This is a genomic window from Leifsonia sp. L25, assembly GCF_050632895.1.
This window is the reverse complement of record NZ_JBODRZ010000003.1, coordinates 398928-412721: the sequence shown is the minus strand read 5'-3', so window position 1 is coordinate 412721 and position 13794 is coordinate 398928. Positions and strand designations below refer to the sequence as shown.

Sequence of the window (13794 nt, the reverse complement as noted above, 5' to 3'; positions counted from 1 at the left end):
GATCAGCGGTCCGGGAAGGAGTGCGGCAGCGCGTCGAGCACCGGTTCCAGGCGCTGAAGCCGCTCGGCCTCCAACGCCAGGCCGGCGGCGTCCCGCTGGCGGCGGAGCACGGCGACCGCGACCAGGAACGCCTCGGCGTCGACCTGCGGCAGCGGCGACACGTACGGCGCCGCCTCGCGGGCGAGCTCGGTGCTCAGCCCGTACCGGGCGGCGGCGGTGAGCTGCGGGGCCTGCCGCACGAACTGCGCGATCCGCCGCGACAGCCGGTCGGGCAGCCTCCCGACGTCCGCGTTGAGCGCCCAGCCGGCAAGCTGCGGCGGCAGGTACAGCGGGAGCGGCTGCGGCTGCGGGACGCGCTCGAGCTGGCTGTAGGTGCCCGCCAGCAGGTCGCCGAGGCGCTTGGAGCGGGAGTTGAGCAGGCCGGTCAAGGCCGCGATCCCGCCGAAGCTCAGGTAGATCTCGAGCACACCGGCGAGAGCGCGGATGAACGCGTGCCGGAAGCCGATCGCGCCGCCGTCGTCGCGCACGATGCGGGCGCCGACCGCCAGCCTGCCGAGCGAGCGGCCGCGGGTCAGCAGCTCCATCCCGGTCGGCAGGACCACCGTCCCGAACACCAGGACGAGGATGACCAGCGCGCGCACCAGCGCCTGGTCGAGTCCGCCGCCGGTGCCCACCAGGAGCAGGATCAGCCCGAGCATGACGAGCATCGAGAACAGCCAGTCGATGATCGTCCCTGCCGCACGGAGGATGTAACTCGCGGGCTTGACATCCAGGGTGACCGCCTCGCCCGTGACCAGCTCGCGCTCGGCCGCTGCGGCCCCGGTCGGGAGGCCCGCCGTGGAAAGGCCCCCACCCGGGAGGAGGGGCGCGGATGCCGTCATGGCTATCATTCAAGCAGATGGATCTCGACGCATACACTGCCGCGCACAGCGCCGACTGGGAGAGGCTCTCCCGGCTGGCCCGCCGCCGACGCTTGGACGGCCGCGATGCCGACGAGTTGATCGACCTGTATCAGTCCGGCGCGGCCGATCTGTCGGCCATCCAGACCAGCGCGGGCTCGACCGCAGTGGGGGACCGGCTCTCGGTGACGCTCGCCTCGGCGCGGCTGCGCTTCACGGGCGCCGGCTCGAACCTGTTCTCGCAGATCCCTCGCTTCTTCGCCCTGCAGCTCCCCGCGGCCCTCTACCGAGTCCGGTTGATCGTGCTGGCCGTGGCGGTCGGCACGGTGATCGTGTCCACGCTGTATGCGCTGTGGATCACCGGCAACCCGGAGGTGCTGCGCAACCTCGGCGACGACGCCGACCTGAAGCAGTACGTGAACCACTCGTTCGTCGACTACTACTCGAACAACCCCGCGGCCTCCTTCGCGGGGCAGGTGTGGACGAACAACGCCTGGATCGCCGCGCAGTGCATCGCGTTCGGGATCACCGGCCTGTGGGTGCCGTACGTGCTCATCCAGAACGCGGTCGGGATCGGCACGGCGGCGGGCGTCATGTTCGCCTACGGGCGCGGGGACGTGCTGTTCTCGTACATCCTGCCCCACGGCCTCCTGGAGCTCACCAGCGTTTTCGTCGCCGCCGCCGCGGGACTGCGGATCTTCTGGGCGTGGATCGCGCCGGGCGCTCGCACCCGCGGGCAGGCGCTCGCCGAGGACGGCCGGGCGCTGTTCACGATCGCGATCGGCTGCGTGATCAGCCTGTTCGTCTCTGGCCTGATCGAGGGCTTCGTGACGCCGTCCGCGCTGCCGGTGTGGCTGAAAATCGCCATCGGCGCGCTCGCGCTCGCGGCGTACCTCTTCTACATGCTGTTCGTCGGCCGCCGGGCGGTGCGCGCGGGCGAGACCGGCGACCTCACCGCCTTCGAGGCGGGCGACCGCCGCGTCGTCGCCGGCTGAGCAGCCCCGCGGCGCGCCCGACATTCGTCACGAATGTCCCTTTTCGCGCCGCCATTACGCACATTCGTCACGAATGTGCGCTCCGGACAGTGCCGAGATTCGGCACGAATGCGCGGGCCGTGCTCAGAGCCGACCGGCGGCCTTCAGCGCGAGGTAGCGGTCGGCGAGGGCCGGCGGGAGGTCGGCGGGGGACCCCGTGACCACCTCGCCGCCCAGGCGGCGCACCGCGGCCGACACACGGGCCACGTCGAGCAGCGCCCGTTCCGCGGCGGCCGCCCGGTAGACGTCCTCCCGGCGCCCACGCTGCGTCGTCGCGGCCTCCGTGTCCGGGTCGGTCACGCTCGCCACCAGCACGAGGTGCTTGCGGGTGAGCTGCGGCAGCACCGAGAGGAGGCCGCGCGAGCCTCCCGGCGCGTCGAGCGACGTCAGCAGGACGACGAGCGAACGCTGGCTGGTGAGCGTGCCGACCTGAGCCGGCACCGCCGACCAGTCCATCTCGATCAGCGCGGGTTCGATGCCCGCCATCGTGTCCACCATGCGGGAGAGGAGTTCGGACCCGGCCGCCGCCTGCACGCGGCCGCGGACGACGCGGTCGAACGCCAGCAGATCGACGCGGTCGCCCGCCCGGGAGGCGAGCGCGGCCAGCAGCAGCGACGCCTCGAACGCGGTGTCGATGCGCGGCTCGTCCGCGATCCGCGCCGCCGAAGTGCGGGCGGTGTCGATCACCAGCACCACGCGACGATCGCGCTCCGGCCGCCAGGTGCGGACCATCACCCGCGCCCCGCGGCCTCCGGTCGGGTCGTGCCGCCGGGCGGTCGCCCGCCAGTCGATCGACCGCACGTCGTCCCCCTCACGTACTCGCGCAGCGAGTCGAACTCCGTGCCCTGGCCGCGCAGCATCACGCTCGTGGTGCCGTCCAGCTCGCGGAGCCGCGCCAGCCGGGACGGCAGGTGCTTGCGGGCGTTGAACGGCGGCAGCACGCGGATGCGGCCGGGAGCGGACAGCGTGGCCTGCCGCGCCCAGAGGCCCAGCGGGCCCAAGGCGCGCACGGTGACCTGCTCCACCCGGCGCTCGCCGCGCCGCCACGGTGTCAGCGACACGACGATCCGCCGGCGCTCGCCCGGTGGGATGCTGATCGCGGTTCGCGTCGGCTCGGCGCCGGCAGACGGCTCCCACGCGTCGCGCAGTACGCCGCGCAGCGTCCTCGTTCCGGTGTTCGTGACGAAGAGCTCGCCGGCGGCTTCCGCACCCAGGCGGACGCGCGCCGGCAGCTCCCTGCTCATCCGCAGCCGGCGCGGGGAGGCCGCCAGCGCGAGGTCGATCGACCCGAGCACCAGGCACAGCAGCACCCAGCCGCCGAGCGCGGCGTAGGCGGGTCCCGCCGCGCCGCCGAGCAGCACGACGGGGACGGCGCCGAGCGCGAGCAGGGCGACGAAACGTCCGGACACGGTCATCGTCGGGGCCTAGATCGGGACCTGGACCTGCTGCACGATCGAGCGCAGCACGGCGTCGGCGCCCACGCCCTCCAGCTCCGCCTCGGGACGGAGCTGGATGCGGTGCCGCCAGACCGGCACGAGCATCGCCTGGACGTGGTCGGGCGTGATCGAGTCGTAGCCCGACAGCCAGGCCCAGGCCTTCGCGGCGGCGAGCAGAGCAGTCGTGCCGCGCGGGCTGACGCCGAGGCGCACCGAGGGGCTGCGCCGGGTGGCGCGGGCCAGGTCGACGATGTAGGCGAGCACATCCGGGTTGGCCCCCACCGCTGCGGCGGCCGCCCGCGCGGATTCGAGCTGCCGGGCGTCGAGCACGGGTGTCACGCCCGCCCCGGCGAGGTCGCGCGGGTTGAACCCGGCCGCGTGCCGGCGCAGCACCTCCACCTCGGCCTCGCGCTCCGGAACGTCGAGCGTGAGCTTGAGCAGGAACCGGTCGAGCTGGGCTTCCGGCAGGGTGTAGGTTCCCTCGTACTCGATCGGGTTCTGGGTGGCCGCGACGATGAACGGGTCCGGGAGCCGCCGGCTCACACCGTCGACGCTGACCTGACGCTCCTCCATCGCCTCCAGCAGCGCCGACTGGGTTTTCGGCGGCGTGCGGTTGATCTCGTCCGCCAGCAGGATGTTGGTGAACACCGGGCCCTCGCGGAACACGAACCCGCCGGTCTGCGCGTCGTAGACGAGCGAGCCGGTGACGTCGCCCGGCATCAGGTCGGGAGTGAACTGGATGCGCGTGGTCGACAGGCTCAGCGCCTCGCTGAGCGCGCGCACGAGCAGGGTCTTGGCGACGCCGGGCACGCCCTCCAGGAGGACATGGCCGCGGGCGAGAAGCGCGATGATCAGGCCGGTGACCGCGCCGTCCTGGCCGACGACGGCCTTGCCGACCTCGGCGCGCACGCGTGCGAGCGCGTGCCGCAGGTCGGAGGAGCCGGGCGAGGACGGCGCGGTGGCGCCGTCCGGTGCTGCCGAGGCCGAGTGGGAGCCGGTCGTGAGGTCGGTCATGGTTCCATTCTTCCGGTCGTTCGCGGAGTATGCGGCGAGACGGCGTCGGCCGTCGCGCGTTCGAGCTCGGCCAGCCGGTCGGAGAGCTCGACGAGCTCCCGGTCGCTGTCCGGACGCTGTTCCAGGAGCAGGGAGAGGATGCCGCCGAGGTCGCGGCCGGTGATCGCGGCGACGGCGTCGGCGACCTCCTCGGTGGTGGCCACGCGCGGGAGGCCGACCTGGACGGCCAGCCGGCCGATCGCCCCGATCCGTAGCGCGTCGGCGGCGCGGAGCCGTGCGGACGCCCGCTGGTAGAGGCGGGCGCGGCCCTCCCGGGTCTCGCTTGCGCGCACGACGACGGGGAGATGCTCGACCACCAGCGGCCCGAAGCGGCGGCCGCGCCAGACGGCGGCGGCGGCGAACACCAGCGTCAGGAGCAGGAGGACCGGCGTCACCCAGCCTGGAGTCAGCGTCGCGAGGTCGGGCGGCCCGGTGACCGGTCGGTCGAGCAGGCCGGGCAGGTACCAGACCAGCGTGCGGTGCTCGCCGAGGAGGCCGAGGCCGAGGGCGGCGTTGCCGAGTCGGTCGACGCCGTCGTTCATGAGGGTGGCGGCCGATCCGAGCAGGTAGACGGTGCGGCCGTCGTAGGTCGTGCGCACCAGGGAGGCGCGGCCTCCGGACGCCACGAAGCACGCGGTCGCGTCGCCGGTGACCCGGAAGCTGCCCGGTGACGCGATGTCCTTCGTGTTGGCGGTGGGACGCGGGTCGATCTGCACGGCACGCCGGGCGACGGGGAGGTCGCAGCCGGCGGCGGCCGTGGAGCCGGTGTCGCCCGCCGCGTGCACGCCGGGGGCGAGGGCCTGCAGCGCAGCGAAGTCGGGCTCCACCAGCACGATGGTGCTCGCGATCGAGCTGAGCTGGTCGTAGCCCTGCCGATCCAGGTTGCCCGCCGGGTCGTAGACGAGCACGGTGGTGTCGTCTCCCGCGGCGGCGCGGACCTCGTCGAGCGTGCCCGCGGTTCGCACGGTCACGCCCTGCCGGCCGACCACCTGCGCGAGGGCCTTGCCGCCGACCGGGCCCGGGTTGGTGGCGCTCATCGGGTCGCCGCCGATGCTTCCGCCGCCGTTCAGAAGCACCCCGCCCAGCCCGACGATCACAGCGATGACCGCGAGGACGATCCACGGGACGGCGCGGCGCGCGGTGCGACGGACCGTGGGGGAGACGGCGGGCGCGTCCGCAGCGCCGGCGTCCGGCGCGGACGGGCGTTCGGCTTCGGGTGCCAGTGTTCCGGTCATGTCAGTGTTCCGGTCATGCCGGTGCTCGTCATGCGAGGATTCCGGTCACGCTCTGGGCCTCCTGGGCCGGACGCACCCGCTGGAGCCGCCCGTCGAGGTCGAGGAGGTGCTGATAGCCGGCCTCGGAGCCGGGCCGGTCGAGATAGCGGACCTCGTCGAAGGTCCGGGCGGCCTGACGCAGCTCGGCCGCCTCCGCGGGCGCGGCCCGCGAGGCCTGGGCGGCGAACTCGGTCGCGGTGGTGCCGGGACGGACCTCCACGAGGGTGCGCTCGTCGAGCGCGGCCGCGACGGCGCGGAACTGCTCCTCGATCGCGAGCGGCCAGTCCTCGGCGCGGGCGGCCTCCGCCGCCGAACGGCGCAGCTCGTCCGCCGAGCGGGCGTCGCCGGCGCCGAACAGCGCGCGCGGGGCGGACGCCGCCCGCCGGTTCACCCGGGGCCGGCCGAACACGATGAACGCGACCACGATGATGGCCGCGACGATCAGCACGACCACGACGAGGAGCACCGGACCGGCGTCCCCGGTCGGACCGTTGAGCAGCGACGCGATCCAGTCCTGCACCGCCTTGGAGGCGATGTCGAACCAGGTCGGCTTCGCGGTCTGGTACTCCGGCTTGGCGAGCTCGGTGCGGATCCAGTCCTGCGCCTGCGGCGAGCTCGGATCGACCGGGATGTCGAAGCGCACGCTCAGGCGCCCGGTCAGGCCGCGTTCGGGGCGGAGGTGCTCGGCGCGGGCTGCGTGAACGGGTCCGGCAGTTCCTGACCGGTCTGCCGGGCCTCCACGAAGCGCACCAGCTCCAGGTCGAGGCCCTCCTTGCGCATCCGCAGGTCGATGTAGATCAGGCTGACGGCTCCCCACTGCACGACGCTTCCGATGGCGCCCACGATCGCGCCGACTATCGCCGACAGGCTGTTGACTCCGAGCTGGCCGATCAGGACCTGACCGTACGAGTTCGGGTCTGTCGAGCTGAGCGAGGTCGGCGCGAAGATGCCGCCCAGCATGCCGCCGATGATCGCGAACGGGAAGGAGATGACCTGGGTCACGGCCCAGATGATCAGCCAGATCAGGACGAGCACGCCGAACGTGCGCCAGAAGTAGCCCGACGTGAGCCGCCAGGAGCGCGCGATGGCGGAGCGGAACGGCAGACGCTCGATGACGAGCGCGCTCGGCACGATCGAGAGCTTGGTGTAGAGCCAGACGAAGACGGCCAGCAGGCCGAGGCTCCCGCCGATCCCCACGAGGACAGCGCCCACCACGCCGGCCGTGCCGCCCAGCATCGCGAGGGCGATGATGATGGAGACCACCAGTGCGAGCGCGACCAGCCAGAACAGCGACCACAGGAACGTCCAGCCCACCAGCGCGCCGAACCGGGGGCGGATGAGCCGCCACAGCGTGCGCAGGTTCAGCTTCTCGCCGAGCGTCTCACGCGACACCTCGGCGACGATGACGCCCTGGAGCAGCGCGCCGAAGATCCCGGAGATGACGATGACCAGCACTCCGAGCACGATGCTGCCGCCCACCGCCCCCGCGGTGATGGTGCTGCGATCGGCGGCGTTCGCCGTCTCGATCCGGGAGAAGAGGAGGTAGATGCCGCCGTAGAGGATCGCGGCGACGAAGACGGCGGGGACACCTTGGAGCAGGAGGGCCGCGCCGACGGTGATCTTCGGGTTGCGGCGCAGCGCCTGGAACGGCGCGCCGAGCAGGTTCCCGAACGACAGCGGGCGCAGCGGGATCAGCCCCGGCTTCGGGGGCGGAGCCCAGCCGGGCTGGGCGCCCGTGGCGTCGTACGGCTGCTGCCAGCCCTGCTGCTGCCAGGCCTGATAGTCGTACTGCGGGTAGCCGGGCTGCTGCGGGTACCCGGGCTGCTGCGAGTAGCCGGGCTGCTGCGGGTAGCCAGGCTGCTGCGGCTGCCCCGGCCCCTGCGCGTACTCCCCGTACCGGGGCTGGTCCGGCGCAGGCCCACCCGCCTGCTGCCCCGCGGCCGCGGAGCCGTCGGCCCCCGTGCCCTGGCCGTCCGGTTGCCCGGACTCCCCAGGTGCCCGCCAGCTCTGGTCGTCGCTCACGCCGTGCCTCTCATCCCCCGTCTGGTGCAGTGCTCCCATGCTGGCACATCCGCCGTCCCAGCGATGCCCCGCCCACAGGGCACGTGGAGAACCCGGTTCTCCCCAGTCTCGACGTGCCCACAGCCCGCATCGGGCCGGCATACAAGGCTCGTGCAGCCTCCTCGACTACGCTTGTCCCGTTACGCTGCGGCGCGCGCCGCCCGAGAGGGGTTCAGGGGATTCTTCGGACATGACTAGTCGCATCCTGGTGGTCGACGACGACACCGCCCTCGCCGAGATGATCGGCATCGTGCTCCGCACCGAGGGATTCGACCCCGTGTTCTGCGAGGACGGCGCCCAGGCGCTCGACATCTTCCGCGCCGCGAAGCCCGACCTCGTCCTCCTCGACCTGATGCTGCCCGGCCTCGACGGCATCGAGGTGTGCGGCCGCATCCGGGCCGAGTCCGGCACGCCCGTCATCATGCTGACCGCCAAGTCCGACACCGCCGACGTCGTCAAAGGACTGGAGTCCGGGGCCGACGACTACATGGTCAAGCCGTTCAATCCCAAGGAGCTGGTCGCGCGCATCCGCACCCGGCTGCGCCCCGCCCCGACCAGCCCGCCCGCCGAGCAGCTCCGCGTCGGCGACCTCGTCGTCGACGTCGCCGGCCACGAGGTCCGCCGCGGCGACGGACGCATCGCGCTCACCCCGCTCGAGTTCGACCTCCTTCTCGCCCTGGCCTCCAAGCCGCAGCAGGTGTTCACCCGCGAGATGCTGCTGGAGCAGGTCTGGGGCTACCACTACAAGGCGGACACCCGCCTCGTGAACGTTCACGTCCAGCGTCTGCGCGCCAAGGTGGAGCAGGACCCGGACAACCCCAAGATCGTCATGACCGTGCGCGGGGTCGGCTACCGCGCCGGCGCCGCGACCTGACCGGGAGCCCGCGATGCGCTTCCGGTGGCCCGACAGGCAGTGGTGGCGGCAACTGCCGTCGGACCTGGCGCGCCTCTGGAGACGCTCGCTGCAGCTCCGCACGGTCGCGATCACGCTGCTCCTGACCGGCGTCGCGATCCTCGTCACCGGCGTCTACATGGCACTCAGCATCAGCAACGACCTCTACCAGTCGCGCCTGGATCAGGCGCTCCGGGACTCCAGCCGGGCCACCACGGCCGCGCAGTCGACGCTCAACGCGTCCGACATCTCGTCCGGCGACATCGGCAAGAACCTGCTCAACTCCACGCTGCAGTCCGTGCAGGCCTCGACCTCGAGCAGGCTGATCGCGGCCTACCGCGTCCCCGGCCAGGACACCAGCGTCCTCGCCCCGCCCGACCGCGGCAGCCCCGCGCTCAACCCGGTGATCTCGCAGGGCCTGCGCACCGCCGTCGAGAACGGCGGGACCAAGCAGTTCTACCAATCGGTCGCGCTGCCGGCGAGCTCGGACTCCACTGATCCCGGCATCGTCGTCGGCACTCAGCTCACCCTGCCGTCGTACGGCCGTTACGAGCTCTACATCGGTTACAACCTGCGCGACTCGGAGAACACCCTGCAGTTCGTCCAGAACACCCTGCTGCTCGCGGGACTGGCGCTCATCGTCCTCATCGGCGCGATCACCTGGCTGATCGTGCGCTTCGTCGTGGAGCCGATCCGGGTCGCCGCGCGGACCAGCGAACGGCTCGCCGCCGGCGACCTCGCGGTGCGCATCCCCGAGAAGGGCGAGGACGTCTTCGCGTCGCTGGCCCGCTCGTTCAATGGGATGGCGGACAGCATGCAGAGCCAGATCAACCAGCTCGCGACCCTGTCGCAGCTCCAGCAGCGCTTCGTGTCGGACGTGTCGCACGAGCTGCGCACTCCGTTGACCACCATCCGGCTGGCGGGTGACGTGATCTACGACCAGCGCGGCTCGTTCCCGCCGGCGACCTCGCGCACGGCCGAGCTGCTGCACACCCAGATCGAAAGGTTCGACCGGCTGCTCTCCGACCTCCTGGAGATCAGCCGCTACGACGCCGGCTCCGTCGCCCTCGACCCCGAGCCCACCAACCTGGTTCGACTGGCGGAGGAGGTCGTCGACGAGCTGCGCACGCTCGCCGAGCAGAACGGCTCGGAACTCCGGCTGGAGGCCCCCGGCGGCTACTTCGACGTCGGCATGGACCCACGGCGGATCCGCCGCGTGGTGCGCAACCTCATCGGCAACGCGATCGAGCACGGCGAGGGCGCTCCGGTGGTGGTCAGCGTCGACAGCAACGAGACGGCGGTCGCGCTCGCGGTCCGCGACTACGGCATCGGCATGAACCAGCAGGACGTCAACCACGTCTTCGACCGGTTCTGGCGCGCCGACCCGTCCCGCAAGCGCACGCTCGGCGGCACCGGACTCGGCCTCGCCATCTCTCTGGAGGACGCCACCCTCCACTCCGGCTGGCTGCAGGTCTGGTCGATGCCCGGGCAGGGGTCGTGCTTCCGGCTCACCCTGCCGCGATCCACGGGCAAGGGCATCACCGCCTCGCCGCTCCCGCTGCCGCCCGTCGACGCCGGCACGAAGCCGGCGCGCCCCGAGGCGTCGGCGGCGGACGACACCGGCGCGCTCGACCGAGGGGCCGGGAATCTCGATCCGGCGCCGCGACCCGGAAGCGAGGCGCGCGCATGATCCGGAGGACATCCCGCGGACTCGGCGTCGCCGCCGCACTGGTGCTCGCGCTGGTGCTCGCGGCGTGCGCCAGCATCCCCGACAGCGGCCCTGTGCGGCAGGGCGGCCCTGTCGCGCAGGTCAACGACCAGCTCGACCTCGACTTCAACCCGTCGCCGCCCGAGAACGGCGCTACGCCGCAGCGGATCGTGCAGGGTTTCATCGACGCGGCCTCCAGTCCGAAGAACAACTTCGCGATCGCCCGGGAGTACCTCACCCGGTCGACGGCGGCCTCCTGGAACCCGGACGAGTCGGTCACGGTGGACGACGGCCGCAGCCGCACCTTCGACCACAGCGGCAACCAGTGGTCGGTCGACGTCAGCCCGGTCGCCAACGTGGACAGCGCCGGGACCTACCATCCGGTGGCGAGCAAGGCCCCGGTCGGGCTCAGCTACGAGGTGGCCAAGGAGGACGGGCAATGGCGGATCTCCGTGGCGCCCTCCGGCGTCGTCATCGACGACCCGACCTTCCGTGCCGTCTACAGCCAGCAGACGCTCTACTTCTACAACGCGGACTTCTCGTCTCTGGTGCCGGACGCCCGCTGGTTCCCCGCCCGCGTCGCGACGGCGGCGACGCGCGTGGCGAGCGCCGTCCTCGCAGGGCCGGCCAAGTGGCTCAGCGGAGCCGTGATCAGCGCCTTCCCCCAGGGCACGCAGCTCGCGGTCCCCGCCGTGACGACATCGAACGGGGCGGCGCACGTCGACCTCAGCTCGGAGGCGAGTCAGGCGAACCAGCTCCAGCTGCAGAGGATGCAGCTCCAGCTCGAGCAGAGCCTCGGGTCGCTGGCGTCGTCGGTCCAGCTCTCCATCGAGGGGAACCAGCAGCAGGTGCCGCCGCTGCCCGACGGGTCGGTGCCGCAGCAGGACCCGCCCGTCGACTCGCACGCCGTGGTCTACCGCGGGGAGTCGTTCGGCCTCCTCAACGGCTCGACCATCACCCCGCTGAGCGGGCTGAGCGACAAGGTGGTGGCCTTGGCGCCCTCGGCCGCGACGGTGAATGCCGCGCGCGACGAGGTCGCGGTGCTGTCGCGCGGAGCCGCCGTGCTCGTGCGGAAGACCGGCGACCCGGTGCACGTGGACGCCCGCCCGGGGTTGATCGCGCCTGCGCTGGACAACCAGGGCTGGTTGTGGAGCGTGCCCGCGACGTCCCCCGACGCGCTTCAGGTCGCGGGAGCGAACGGGCAGCCGCACACCGTGAAGGTGGACTGGCCCGGCGCGGTCGGCATCATCGCGCTCGCCGTCTCCCGGGACGGGACCCGGGTCGTGGCGATCGTGCGCACGGCGACCGGCTACTCGGTGCTCGCAGCGGGCGTGGTCCGCGGATCGGACGGCCTCCCGACGTCCATCACGACGCCGATCGAACTCACGGTCGGCGACGGCGTCCCGACCTCGATCGCGTGGACGGGCGAACTCACGGTCGTGGTGCTCAGCGCGACCAACGGCGACGCGACCGGGGTCGCCGAGCAGACCATCGGGGGCACGACGTCCACCACGACGGGGCCGGCGTCCGGGCGGACGATCGTGGGCGCCGGAGGCCTGTCGCGCTACCTGGTGCTCGCGGGCGACGGGACGCTGCAGGCGCCCACCGGGAGCGGGTGGCAGACGCAGGCGGACAAGGTGGGCGCGGTCGCAGTGCAGCTCGGGCAGCCCTGACCGGTCGCGCCGAGCTGTCCTCCAGAGCTGTCCTCCAGAGCTGTCCTCCACAGCTGTCCTCCACAGGGGGCGGCCGTCGACGACTTCTCCACGGATCCCGTCGTCGATGCCCGATCATGAGCGGCCGCGGCGAGGCTGGAGCCATGACGATCAGCAACGCCTCTCTCCGCCCCGATGTCCGCTCGACCATCCGCGAGGCGGTCCTCGACGCCGCCGCCGTGCTGCTCCCGGTGAGCTGCGCGGGATGCGCTGCGCCCGACCGCTCGCTCTGCGTCGACTGCACGCACGCTCTCGCCCCCGAGGTGCGACGACACACCGTGCGCGGCGTCGCCGTGTGGTCGGCGCTCGATTACGACGACCTGCCGCGCATCGTGCTTCTGGCCTACAAGGACGGTGGGCGGGTGGACGCGGCCCGCGCCCTGGCCGGCGCCCTGGCCCCGGCGCTCGCCGCGGCGGCCGGCACGCGCGGCCGCAGCGCCGTCCCCGTCCTGATCCCGTCGACGCGCGCCGCGTGGCGGCGGCGCGGCTACCACCCGACGGGAATGGTGCTCGCGCGCACCCGGGCTCTCGCACCTCCGCTCTGGCACGCCCTCCGGCTCACACGGCAGACCGCCGACCAGGCGGCGCTCGGGAGCGCCCAGCGCGCGGAGAACCGTGCCGACAGCATGGTCGCGTCCCGGCGGGTGTGCGACCGGAGTTGCGTGATCGTCGACGACATCGTGACGAGCGGTGCCACGATCGCGGAGGCCGCGCGCGCGATCCGGGCGGCCGGCGGCACCGTGCGCGGCGCCGCCGCCATCGCGCGCACGCCGCGCCGGCGACGATGACCAGGCCGCGTGCGGCATCATCCGGCGGACGTTCGGCGGAATCGTGGAATTCACCCACTGATCACGGTTCCGTTACGTGCTGGGGAGCACTACGGTGGTCGAAAAGGCGAGAGCGATCCGCCCTTCGTGATCCGGGCGGACGTCACGCCGGATCAGGGAGGTCTTCATGGACATCAACATCGTCGGACGCAACCTGGGAATCACTGATCGCTTCCGTGAGTACGCGACGGAGAAGGCGGACAAGGTCGCGCATCTCGCCGAGCGGGCCATCTCCTTCGAGATCAAGGTCAGCAGGCACAACGAGAAGCTGGGGTCCCAGAACGGCGACGACCGGGTCGAGCTGACCCTGGTCGGACCGCGAGCCGTGGTCCGGTCCGAAGCGACCGGACCGGACAAGTACGCCGCGTTCGACATCGCGCTCGGGAAGCTTCTCGAACGCGTCAGGAGGGCCAAGGACAGGCGCAAGGTGCATCGCGGGCAGCATCGGCCGACCTCGCTGCGCGAGGCGAGCACCGACGGCTTCAGCGCGGTCGGGCTCGCAGCGGCCCCGGTGTCGGTGCTCGATCAGGTGCGCACCGGCAGCGTTCCCGTCGTGACGGACGAGCCGGCGGAGGCCGCGGAGGCCGAGGAGGAGTACAGCCCCGTCGTGATCCGGCAGAAGGTCTTCGCGAGCATCCCGATGACCGTCGACGACGCCCTCTACTACATGGAGCTGGTGGGCCACGACTTCTACCTGTTCGTGGACCAGGAGACCAAACGACCGAGCGTCGTCTACCGCCGCAAGGGCTGGGACTACGGCGTGATCGCCCTCGACGACGATGCCGAGGAGTTGCAGGAGGTCGTGACCGCGAGCCGCAAACTCGGCTGAGCCGAGACGCAAGCGCGCCGATGGCGTGCGCCCAGGCGGCGCACGCCATCGGCGCTCCTCTGCCCGGCC

At 72.3% G+C, this 13794-nt stretch carries 11 protein-coding genes and 1 pseudogene; 6 read left to right on the top strand and 6 right to left on the bottom strand.

What is annotated here, in order from left to right; genetic code table 11:
* Nucleotides 1–2: 2 nt before the first annotated feature.
* Nucleotides 3–881 (bottom strand): RDD family protein, encoded by an 879-nt coding sequence (locus ACRAWC_RS05935; RefSeq protein WP_431346921.1) that lies wholly within the window; start codon nt 879–881, stop codon nt 3–5.
* 17 nt (nt 882–898) lie between these two features.
* Here ACRAWC_RS05935 and ACRAWC_RS05930 point away from each other — a divergent pair, with 17 nt between their 5' ends.
* Nucleotides 899–1894 carry a stage II sporulation protein M gene (locus ACRAWC_RS05930; protein ID WP_431346920.1) on the top strand — a complete coding sequence of 332 codons (996 nt, stop codon included), beginning with the start codon at nt 899–901 and terminating at the stop codon, nt 1892–1894.
* Nucleotides 1895–2017: 123 nt separating this feature from the next.
* Here ACRAWC_RS05930 and ACRAWC_RS05925 read toward each other — a convergent pair.
* The 5 genes and pseudogenes from ACRAWC_RS05925 to ACRAWC_RS05905 form a co-directional block, all read right to left on the bottom strand.
* Nucleotides 2018–3348, bottom strand: a pseudogene (locus tag ACRAWC_RS05925) (DUF58 domain-containing protein).
* 9 nt (nt 3349–3357) lie between these two features.
* Nucleotides 3358–4383 (bottom strand): AAA family ATPase, encoded by a 1026-nt coding sequence (locus ACRAWC_RS05920; RefSeq protein WP_431346919.1) that lies wholly within the window; start codon nt 4381–4383, stop codon nt 3358–3360.
* On the bottom strand, nt 4380–5657 hold the full coding sequence (locus tag ACRAWC_RS05915) for a DUF4350 domain-containing protein (RefSeq protein WP_431346918.1): 1278 nt from the start codon (nt 5655–5657) through the stop codon (nt 4380–4382). The genes ACRAWC_RS05920 and ACRAWC_RS05915 overlap by 4 nt, the downstream gene beginning before the upstream one ends.
* A 28-nt stretch (nt 5658–5685) precedes the next feature.
* The gene (locus tag ACRAWC_RS05910) at nt 5686–6339 is read right to left on the bottom strand and encodes a DUF4129 domain-containing protein (protein WP_431346917.1); all 654 of its coding nucleotides are present in this window, start codon (nt 6337–6339) and stop codon (nt 5686–5688) included.
* A gap of 14 nt (nt 6340–6353) precedes the next feature.
* Nucleotides 6354–7718: a hypothetical protein gene (locus ACRAWC_RS05905; RefSeq protein ID WP_431346916.1), complete on the bottom strand. Its 1365-nt coding sequence runs from the start codon at nt 7716–7718 to the stop codon at nt 6354–6356.
* A gap of 229 nt (nt 7719–7947) precedes the next feature.
* Here ACRAWC_RS05905 and mtrA point away from each other — a divergent pair, with 229 nt between their 5' ends.
* From mtrA to hpf, 5 genes are all read left to right on the top strand, one after another.
* Nucleotides 7948–8631: an MtrAB system response regulator MtrA gene (gene mtrA / locus ACRAWC_RS05900; RefSeq protein ID WP_345836715.1), complete on the top strand. Its 684-nt coding sequence runs from the start codon at nt 7948–7950 to the stop codon at nt 8629–8631.
* 13 nt (nt 8632–8644) lie between these two features.
* Nucleotides 8645–10339, top strand: a complete 1695-nt coding sequence (mtrB, locus tag ACRAWC_RS05895; protein ID WP_431346915.1) for an MtrAB system histidine kinase MtrB — start codon at nt 8645–8647, stop codon at nt 10337–10339.
* Entirely contained in the window at nt 10336–12030 is a 1695-nt protein-coding gene (locus ACRAWC_RS05890; RefSeq protein ID WP_431346914.1) for an LpqB family beta-propeller domain-containing protein, read from the top strand. Before mtrB ends, ACRAWC_RS05890 begins: the two co-directional genes overlap by 4 nt.
* A 143-nt stretch (nt 12031–12173) precedes the next feature.
* Nucleotides 12174–12857, top strand: a complete 684-nt coding sequence (locus ACRAWC_RS05885) for a ComF family protein (protein WP_431346913.1) — start codon at nt 12174–12176, stop codon at nt 12855–12857.
* Between the two features lie 166 nt (nt 12858–13023).
* Complete coding sequence (gene hpf, locus ACRAWC_RS05880; protein WP_431346912.1) at nt 13024–13725, top strand: ribosome hibernation-promoting factor, HPF/YfiA family; 702 nt, start codon at nt 13024–13026, stop codon at nt 13723–13725.
* The last annotated feature ends 69 nt before the right edge of the window (nt 13726–13794 follow it).

Excerpts from the sequence above, each read along its gene's own strand:
- ACRAWC_RS05915 (WP_431346918.1), bottom strand. The coding sequence starts at position 5,657 with ATGACCGGAACACTGGCACCCGAAGCCGAACGCCCGTCCGCGCCGGAC.
- ACRAWC_RS05885 (WP_431346913.1), top strand. The coding sequence starts at position 12,174 with ATGACGATCAGCAACGCCTCTCTCCGCCCCGATGTCCGCTCGACCATC.
- ACRAWC_RS05930 (WP_431346920.1), top strand. The coding sequence starts at position 899 with ATGGATCTCGACGCATACACTGCCGCGCACAGCGCCGACTGGGAGAGG.
- ACRAWC_RS05890 (WP_431346914.1), top strand. The coding sequence starts at position 10,336 with ATGATCCGGAGGACATCCCGCGGACTCGGCGTCGCCGCCGCACTGGTG.
- ACRAWC_RS05935 (WP_431346921.1), bottom strand. The coding sequence starts at position 881 with ATGACGGCATCCGCGCCCCTCCTCCCGGGTGGGGGCCTTTCCACGGCG.
- ACRAWC_RS05920 (WP_431346919.1), bottom strand. The coding sequence starts at position 4,383 with ATGACCGACCTCACGACCGGCTCCCACTCGGCCTCGGCAGCACCGGAC.
- mtrB (WP_431346915.1), top strand. The coding sequence starts at position 8,645 with ATGCGCTTCCGGTGGCCCGACAGGCAGTGGTGGCGGCAACTGCCGTCG.
- mtrA (WP_345836715.1), top strand. The coding sequence starts at position 7,948 with ATGACTAGTCGCATCCTGGTGGTCGACGACGACACCGCCCTCGCCGAG.
- hpf (WP_431346912.1), top strand. The coding sequence starts at position 13,024 with ATGGACATCAACATCGTCGGACGCAACCTGGGAATCACTGATCGCTTC.